Origin of the sequence: Streptomyces sp. MB09-02B (assembly GCF_033794485.1) — a bacterium.
In the GTDB taxonomy this organism is placed as follows: Bacteria; Actinomycetota; Actinomycetes; order Streptomycetales; family Streptomycetaceae; genus Streptomyces.
Genome location: NZ_JARGEE010000465.1, coordinates 1 through 6,497 on the forward strand (window position 1 = coordinate 1; position 6,497 = coordinate 6,497).

The window sequence follows — 6,497 nt, forward strand, 5'->3', positions numbered from 1 at the left end:
GGCCTGCGGGGCCATGCCCATGGGCGGGGCCGCCCCCCCGTGCGCGTCGGGCCCGGGCACGTATCCCATGGCCGGGGCGGCGGCGCCGCCGGAGAAGTTCACCCCTCGTTCCAGGCGGTCCAGGCGGGCCATGACGGACCGTTCGTCGCCGTAGGTGGCGGGGAGGAGTACGCGGGCGCAGATCAGTTCGAGCTGGAGGCGGGGCGAGTTGGCGCCGCGCATCTCGGTGAGGCCCTCGTTGACGAGGTCGGCGGCACGGCTGAGCTCGGCGGCGCCGAAGACGCCTGCCTGGGCACGCATCCGGTCCAGGACCTCGGCGGGTGCGTCGATGAGGCCCTTGTCGATGGCGTCGGGCACGGCGGCCAGGATCACCAGGTCCCGCAGCCGCTCCAGCAGGTCGGCGACGAACCGCCGCGGATCGTTGCCGCCCTCGATGACGTGGTCGACGACCTCGAATGCCGCGGCCCCGTCCCCGGCGGCGAAGGCCTCGACGACCGAGTCGAGCAACGACCCGTCCGTGTAGCCGAGCAGCGACGTGGCCATGGCGTAGGTCACACCCTCGTCCGTCGCGCCGGCGAGCAGCTGGTCCATGACGGACATCGAGTCACGCACGGAGCCGGCCCCGGCGCGCACGACCAGCGGGAGGACGCCCTCCTCGACCGGGATCTTCTCCTTGCCGCAGACCTCGCCCAGGTACTCGCGGAGCGTGCCGGGCGGGACGAGCCGGAACGGATAGTGATGTGTACGCGACCGAATGGTTCCGATGACCTTCTCGGGCTCGGTGGTCGCGAAGATGAACTTGAGGTGCTCCGGCGGCTCCTCTACGACCTTCAGCAGGGCGTTGAAACCGGCCGACGTGACCATGTGGGCCTCGTCGATGATGTAGATCTTGTACCGGCTGCTCGCGGGTCCGAAGAAGGCCTTCTCCCGCAGCTCACGGGCGTCGTCCACACCACCGTGCGAGGCGGCGTCGATCTCGATGACGTCGATCGACCCCGGTCCGTTGCGGGCCAGGTCCTGGCAGGACTGACACTCGCCGCACGGCGTGGGGGTGGGCCCCTGCTCGCAGTTCAGACAGCGGGCCAGGATGCGCGCGCTGGTCGTCTTCCCGCATCCGCGCGGCCCGCTGAACAGGTATGCGTGATTGACCCGGTTGTTCCGCAACGCCTGCTGCAACGGGTCGGTGACATGCTCCTGCCCGATGACCTCGGCGAACGACTCCGGGCGATAACGGCGGTACAGCGCGAGAGACGACACGCATACGAGGTTATAGGCGCCCACTGACAACCCGGCGCCCGAGACGACGAAGACCCCTCACGCACCCGCCAGAGCCAACCTACCCTTGCTGCCTTCCGGCCCTGGGGGAGTTCAGTCAGATAGCGCCGCGTGAGGGGCTGACCCCAGCCTACCCGATCCCAGGGGGCCGCCGACCCGCCTCCCCACCTCTCGCTCCGACCTCGCCCCCACCTTGATCACCCACCGCCGAACGAGGTCGCAAGCACCCTCCGCCGTCATGTAATGTTTCCGGCGGAGGATTCGCCTAGAGGCCTAGGGCGCACGCTTGGAAAGCGTGTTGGGGGCAACCCCTCACGAGTTCGAATCTCGTATCCTCCGCCAGTGCCTCACCGGGCACGATGTCGAAGGGCCCCACCGTTCGCGGTGGGGCCCTTCGACATGTCTCAGCCTTCGTTGTCCTGGTTTTTGTCCACAGCGGGTGTCTCCGGGGTTCCCCAGATGGCTTCGGCGATCTTCCGGGCGACGTCCTTGAGCATGGCGTCCGGCACGTGGAGGTACCGGGCCCGCATGCTCGCGGAGGTGCCCGGCTCCCACCCCATGATCTGATCGATGACCCGGGCCGGGACACCGAGCAGCATGAGCACAGTGGCGGCCGTATGCCGGGCATCGTGCAGCCGACCGTCCCGAACCCCCGCGTCTTCCAGCAGACGCTTCCAGTCGTGGTAGTCCGTGTTCGGGCTCAGGGGGCCACCCAGCGGCTTGGTGAACACGTAGTCGGACTCGACCCACAAGTCACCAGCGGCCTTGCGCTCACGCTCTTGCGTCTCGGCATGGGCGCGGAGCATGGCGACCAGCGGGCCCGGCAGGGGCACGGCGCGGCGGCCGGCGCGGGACTTGGTGTTCTTGGTCTCGCGCCGAACCTGCACCTTGGCCGGGCAGTACCCCGCCTTTCGGCCGCACGGTGAGGCTTCCGGGCATCCGTGCTCGTACCTGGGGCGCAGACGGTTCCGCCGCAGCTTCAAGTACTCGTTGCCCAGGTCGACGTCAGACCAGCGAAGTCCGAGCGTCTCGCCCTGCCGCAGTCCGAGCGCAAGCGCCAGCATCCAACGGGCGGTGTTCCGCCGCTTGTTGGCTTCGAGCAACAGGCACTGAACCTCTTCCACGGAGTAGGGCTCAACCTCTGATTCGTCCTCTTCCATCCGGGGCGGCTTGGCCAACGCGGCAGCGTTCTTGGCCGCATAGCCGCGTCGTACGGCCTCCCCGAGGGCAGTGCGGGCGGTGCGGTGAGCCTGGTGAGCCGTACCGGCCTTGCGCGCCCCGTTCGCCTGCATACGGCGGTACAGACTCTCCAGGTGTTCGGGCTGCAAGCGGTCAAGGCGGTGCTTGCCGACACCGGGCACCAGGTGGACACGTACGGCGACTTCATAGCCGTCGTACGTGTTCTCGCTGACGGTTGGCTTGGCGATGTTCTCAACCCAGTGCAACAGCCACTTCTCAACCGTCCACGGCTTGCCGGGCTGACTCGCCGAACCCGCGTCGCGCTGCTTCTCCAGTCGGCGGACTTCCTCGACCAGTTCATCGCGCGTCTTACGCGTCAGATGCCGACGGTACGGGTCCCCGTTGTCCTTGTAGCCCATGGGCACCCGGGCGTGCCAGCGTTCGTCTTTCCCGAAGTAGATCGCCGATTCGCCGTTGGCACGGCGGGTGCCCTTCTTCTTCTCTGCCACAGGCAGAACTCCTGTTCCTCGGTGTCGGGATGGGGACCGGGGCGGCGGGGTGCCCTTGTCCGGGAGCCGCCGCCCCGAGGAGCCGTCAAGCGGCGCGGTGGGCGGTGCGGAGGCGGTTGACGTACTCGGGTACCGCGTCGGCGGGGACGCGGCGGAGACGGCCGACGGGTACGGTCTCCAGTTCGCCGGAGCGGATGAGGCCGTAGCACGTGGTCCGGCCGATCTGGAGGCGGCGGGCGGCCTCTTCGACGGTCAGCAGTACGAGGGTGGGGTCGATGGTTTCGGCGAGTTGGGCCGTGGCCATGCGGTGGCTCTCCTTCGTCACATGACGGCGGGGGCTTGGCCCCCTTCTCAGGAGTCCGCTACATCCGCTACATCCGCTACATCGCAGGTCAGCGGGGGTGTTTGGTGTAGCGGATGGCGGCGATGTAGCGGCTACGGCATGCGGGCGGGCGCGGGGCCGTAGCCGCTACATCGGGGGTTTGCCGCTACGGGTTCAGGTGCTTTGACCTGGGGTGTAGCGGCTGTAGCGGATGTAGCGCTTCTCAGGGGCGGGGCGGGGGCGGGCAGTAGCGGGCCCACGCGTCGGTGAGGTCGTCGGCGTAGAACCCTTTGAGGACGCCGCCGCTGGTGCGGATGTTGCGGGAGGCGATGGGTTCGTTGTCCGCCGTCATGTACTCGCTGAGCATCTTGGACAGGCGCCGGTTGTCGAGCGGCCGGCCGCCGAGGTCGGCCCACGGGGCGTCGTCGAGGGCGTTGAGCCGGTCGAGGATGGCGACGGTGGGAAGTCGGTCGATGCCGATGAGGACGTGGTCGCGCAGGTCGGTGAGCAGGCGGATGCCGAGACTGCCCTTGTCGTTGGCCTGTGAGGCTTTGACCAGGGTCACGCAGGCTTCCCGCGCGCGGCGTGGCCAGTCGCCCCCGACGACGTCGGCGACGGCGAGCAGGGGTTCCCACACGTCCGCCGGGCGGTCGGTGACCCCGTCGGGCATCTCCGGCCACGCCCCCATGACCAACCCGCGCGCGTGTTCGGCCCACTGCGCGAGGCGATCGCGCAGCTTGTTGCCTTCCGGCTCGTGCAGTCCGGCGCGGAACGGTTCGACGTGCTCGTTGCGTGCGCGGCGGCGCATGCGGACGATGACGGAGCGGGTGAGGATCGTGTCGGGCAGGGAGCCGAGTCCGGCGACCGCGACGGCGGCGTAGGAGGGGAACGGGGTGACTGTTTGCTGGTCGCCCACGCACCGGTAGGTGACGCCCTTGCGGCGGTGCCCGGCGTTGAGGAATCCGCGCAGCTCCTCGTTGTCCCCCGCCTTCGGGCCGAACACGGTGTCGATCTCGTCGAAGAGGATCGACGGGCGCCCGTTCGGGTCGGAGACGGACCGGAAGAGGGCAGCGGCGGACGCGTTGACGGCGACCATGGGTCGCGGCACGAGCGTTTCGACGACTTCCAGCGCGCGGGACTTGCCCGACCCCGGCTCGGGGGACAGGAAAGCCAGACGTGGGGTGGAGTCGAAGCAGTCGATCAGGTGGGCGTGCGCGTCCCACAGTGCGACGGCGACGTAAGCGGCTTCGGTGGGGAAGACGTTGAACCGGCGGTGGAAGGCTTCGACCTCGTTGAGCAGGGCCGCGCCGTCGATGGTGTCCGTCATGCTGCGGTCCTCCCTTCCTGGGTGGTGCGGAGCGGGCAGGTGTCGCGGTGGGCGGTGTGGTCGGTGATCAGGGCGAGGACGCGGCGGTGGCCGACGGCGCTGCGGTTCCAGCCGCACAGGCACTTCGAGGTGGCGGTGGGGGTGGCGCCGCGCGGTGCGACGATGTGCAGCCACGCCACGGGGTAGCGGCCGTCACCGCGCTGCGGGTCAGGGCGAACAGCAGAGGGGACGCCCTTGCGGGCGGCGCCTTTCGGCTCGCCCACGGCCGTGGGCGGCGGAGTCGGTTCGGCGGCGCGCGGGCCGGTCGGGGTGGGCGTGATGCTCTTCAGAGGGGGGCGGGGGCGGGCGGTCATGCGGCGTTCCGTCCGCGCTGGTTGTGGGCGATGGACCAGTTGAGGGCGCTGCGGAGGGTGGAGCGGCACTCGGCGACGGTGAGGCCGGCCGCCTCCCCCGCCTCCTGAAGAGCCTGCTCAACCGTGTGTCGGGGGAGGTCGCCCCATGCGACGAAGCGTCCCAGGGCGCGCGCCGCACGGAACAACGCCGTTTCCCGCCCGCCGACTTGAGCCCCCGACACGTTCCGCGTCTCTGCGGCGAGTGCTACATCCACATATCGACGTGATTGCTCCGTTACGGGCCCTGAGGGCGCCTGAGACGGCTTGGGGGCGGGTTGCAGGATGCTCAGCAGCCAGCGGGGCAGGGAGGCTGCCACGGGGCCGCTGAGTGCTTCGTAGTCTCCGGTGGGGGTGGTGCTTCCGGCGGCGACGACGTAGCCGCCCCATGCGCGGGTGTCGACCAACGTGCCGATGGTGCCTGCTGTGTTGGCCAGCCGTACCCCGGTCGGGGCGGTGAAGTACAGGTGCTGCCCACCGCTCGCTGTCCGCGTCCGGTAGGTGTCGGGGACGCGGTGACCGGCGCGCTCGCAGAGCGCCTGAAAGGTTGCCGCGCCGCCAGGCGCGTCCGAACTACCCTTGTCCTTGGGCACGTCCAGGTCGACGACGACCAGGCCGGACGGTCCGGTGGCGATTCCGACGTTGAACGGGGCCCTCGACCAGGCGGCGCGGATACGGTCCGGGTCGGTGGTCGCGCGCTGCTCCCATTTCCGGTGCCCGCGCGCGCACTCGCCGGCGCGGGTGCAGGACTTCTCGCCGTGCAGGGCGGGCGGCTTGCCGCCGGGACGCAGCGGGAAGACGTGCCAGCCACGCTCGGCAGCGTCCAGCGCGGCACGCATCAGGTGCTCACTCATGCCGCCGCCCCCAAGTCCGAGCGGACCGGGATGCCGGTGGGCACGGAGACGATGTGCGCGGCGAGCAGCGGCGGCACGGCGTTGCCGACCTGCTCGAACTGCTTGGTCTTGGTGCCGTGGAACGGGTAGTCCGGCCGGAACGACTGGAGAACGGCGGCTTCCTGGACGGTGATGCGGACGGATTCCGCTTCCTCGTTCTCCCACGACACGTTGTTGCAGTGGTGGCCGAAGAACAGCGTGCCGGCGGGCTCGGTGGTCGGCCTTACCGTGGCGTTCTTCTGGCTGTTGTGCCGCAGCACCCATTGCCCGCCGGCCTTGACGGTGAAGGTGGGGGCGGGCCCGGCGTAGGGGTCGGCGGTCTGCCTGCTGCCGTCGGGCTTCTGGTTGCGGTTGGTGTGGAGCACCCATGAGCGGGTCTTCTCGGTGAGTGCCCAGGACGGTTGATCGGCGGGGAACTCGTTGCCGCCTGCGGTCTTGCGGTCTCCGCGGGTGTTGACGGTGAGGCCGTTCGCCCAGTTGAGAGCTTGGGCCATGGACACCCATGGTTGAAGGCGTTCGCCGAACAGGACGTCGCCGTGGTCGTGCCTGCTGTGGGTCGGGGGCGGGGCGGTGACCGGGCGGGGGCGGGAGGCGACTGTCTCT

At 69.8% G+C, this 6,497-nt stretch carries 7 protein-coding genes, 1 tRNA gene and 1 other RNA gene; 1 reads left to right on the plus strand and 8 read right to left on the minus strand.

The genetic code is table 11. The features are described 5' to 3' along the window. On the minus strand, positions 1–1,257 hold a 1,257-nt coding region (locus tag P1P70_RS38000), incomplete at its 3' end, for a DNA polymerase III subunit gamma and tau (protein WP_319245903.1). A 45-nt stretch (positions 1,258–1,302) separates the two neighbouring features. Next, an RNA gene (gene ffs, locus P1P70_RS38005) (signal recognition particle sRNA small type) lies at positions 1,303–1,399 on the minus strand. Positions 1,400–1,529: 130 nt separating this feature from the next. On the opposite strand from ffs, the gene P1P70_RS38010 reads away from it, so the two are divergent. Beyond that, positions 1,530–1,617: transfer RNA gene (locus P1P70_RS38010), tRNA-Ser, on the plus strand. A 62-nt stretch (positions 1,618–1,679) separates the two neighbouring features. Here P1P70_RS38010 and P1P70_RS38015 read toward each other — a convergent pair. From P1P70_RS38015 to P1P70_RS38040, 6 genes are all read right to left on the minus strand, one after another. After that, on the minus strand, positions 1,680–2,963 hold the full coding sequence (locus tag P1P70_RS38015) for a site-specific integrase (protein ID WP_319245905.1): 1,284 nt from the start codon (positions 2,961–2,963) through the stop codon (positions 1,680–1,682). Positions 2,964–3,048: 85 nt separating this feature from the next. Then, positions 3,049–3,267, minus strand: coding sequence for a helix-turn-helix domain-containing protein (locus P1P70_RS38020; RefSeq protein ID WP_319245907.1), 219 nt, complete (start codon positions 3,265–3,267; stop codon positions 3,049–3,051). A 241-nt stretch (positions 3,268–3,508) separates the two neighbouring features. Continuing rightward, positions 3,509–4,612, minus strand: coding sequence for a DUF3631 domain-containing protein (locus tag P1P70_RS38025; protein WP_319245909.1), 1,104 nt, complete (start codon positions 4,610–4,612; stop codon positions 3,509–3,511). Beyond that, positions 4,609–4,965, minus strand: coding sequence for a hypothetical protein (locus P1P70_RS38030; protein WP_319245911.1), 357 nt, complete (start codon positions 4,963–4,965; stop codon positions 4,609–4,611). Before P1P70_RS38030 ends, P1P70_RS38025 begins: the two co-directional genes overlap by 4 nt. After that, positions 4,962–5,855, minus strand: a complete 894-nt coding sequence (locus P1P70_RS38035) for a bifunctional DNA primase/polymerase (RefSeq protein ID WP_319245913.1) — start codon at positions 5,853–5,855, stop codon at positions 4,962–4,964. Before P1P70_RS38035 ends, P1P70_RS38030 begins: the two co-directional genes overlap by 4 nt. Continuing rightward, positions 5,852–6,497: DNA cytosine methyltransferase (locus P1P70_RS38040; RefSeq protein WP_319245915.1), on the minus strand; the 646-nt coding region annotated here is incomplete at its 5' end. The genes P1P70_RS38035 and P1P70_RS38040, both read right to left, overlap by 4 nt.